General features: G+C 35.2%; 2 protein-coding genes. One reads left to right on the top strand and one right to left on the bottom strand.

Annotated features, from left to right (window positions below; all coding sequences use genetic code 11):
* Positions 1–60: 60 nt before the first annotated feature.
* Positions 61–621: an RNA polymerase sigma factor gene (locus ACY65O_RS06435; protein ID WP_462220030.1), complete on the bottom strand. Its 561-nt coding sequence runs from the start codon at positions 619–621 to the stop codon at positions 61–63.
* 203 nt (positions 622–824) lie between these two features.
* On the opposite strand from ACY65O_RS06435, the gene ACY65O_RS06430 reads away from it, so the two are divergent.
* Positions 825–1,561, top strand: a 737-nt coding sequence (locus ACY65O_RS06430) for a carboxypeptidase-like regulatory domain-containing protein (protein ID WP_462220029.1), incomplete at its 3' end; no start/stop codon positions are given.

Below are 1,561 nucleotides of genomic sequence, written 5' to 3'. Positions count from 1 at the left end.
TGCTGGTTCAGCTTATTTATTTCATCGCTGAATTGCTCACCAATATCTTTATGTAAATGTTTATCCATTTAAAATCTTTTTTTCAATAGTTAAATTTTTTTTAACGGCATTTTGTAAAACCCGTTTGGCCTGCGATAAATTTGATTTAGAAGTGCCTTCTTCAATACCCAGCAGTTCACCAATTTCACGGTGTTTATACCCTTCAAAATGGTACAGGTTAAAAACCATGCGGTATGCCGGGGGTAATGCCTGGACCATTTGCAGCATTTCTTTTCCATTAATACGTGCAATAATATTTTCTTCACTAATTTCATCATGTGCTTCGGCATTTAATGAAACAACCGGCCGTAAATTAGCCTGCCCCCTTAATTTTTGCAAAGCACAGTTTACCATAATCTTTCTTACCCATCCTTCAAACGAACCTTCGTTTTTAAACTGGCTAATAAATTTAAACACCCTGATAAAACCATCCTGTAAAATTTCTTCTGCTTCTTCTAAATTTTTGGAATAGCGGAGGCAAACTATTATCATTTTAGGGGAGAAAAGGGTATATAAATCCGACTGGCAACCCCTTTTGCCTGCAATGCAGCCAGTGATAATATCTTTTAAATTATCTGTCAAATACAAATGGTATTTATGCAGTAGATGCTGTACAACACAAAAATAGTTGTGTTGCAGGGATATTTTTTTAAAAATTAATCCGTGTATAGCTTAAAACGGCTGATCCAACTTATTATTTTCCCTTCAACACAACTATTTTATTTATTCCTGCCATCTGCAATAATAAGCCAGCAAAAAAATTATTTTAAACAAAAATTAAAGAGATGAAAGTTAAACTTGCGACATGTATTTTAATTTTAATTTTTTTTGAAACCAAAATAATAGCGCAAAAAATAACCATCAGCGGTTATGTAAAAGATGCAGCTACAAAAGAAGTATTAATCGGGGCTTCGGTTGTAAATGCAACTGCACAAACGGGAGCTTCTACCAATCAATATGGTTTTTTCTCTTTATCTGCTTGGGCTGCCGATACGGTAGAATTAATTATTTCTTATGCCGGTTATATTATTCAGGCAAAAAAAATTACTGCAAAAAATAATTTGCAGCTCACTTTTTTATTAGAATCATCTAAAGGCGATTTAGATGAAGTAATGGTAGTATCCGGAAAGAATAACCGCAATGTACAAAAAGCACAAATGGGCGTAATTGATGTGCCGTTGAAAGCAATAAAAAACCTGCCGGTATTATTTGGGGAAAGGGATATTTTAAAAATTATTCAGTTGCTGCCGGGTGTACATGGCGGCCAGGAAGGTACAACCGGTTTTTATGTACGTGGTGGCAATGCCGACCAAAATTTGGTGCAGCTGGATGAAGCAACAGTTTACAATCCTAATCATTTGTTTGGTTTGTTCAGCACTTTTAATGTAAATGCCATTAACAGTGTAAAATTAATTAAGGGAGGCTTTCCGGCAGAGTTTGGCGGCAGGCTAAGTTCTATTGTAGATATTATTATGAAGGAAGGAAACAGATCAAAATATCAGGCAGAAGGTGGCATTGGTTT

Origin of the sequence: Ferruginibacter sp. (assembly GCF_031430955.1) — a bacterium.
In the GTDB taxonomy this organism is placed as follows: Bacteria; Bacteroidota; Bacteroidia; order Chitinophagales; family Chitinophagaceae; genus Ferruginibacter.
The sequence above is the reverse complement of the archived record's forward strand: the minus strand, read 5'-3'. Positions and strand labels throughout refer to the sequence as shown.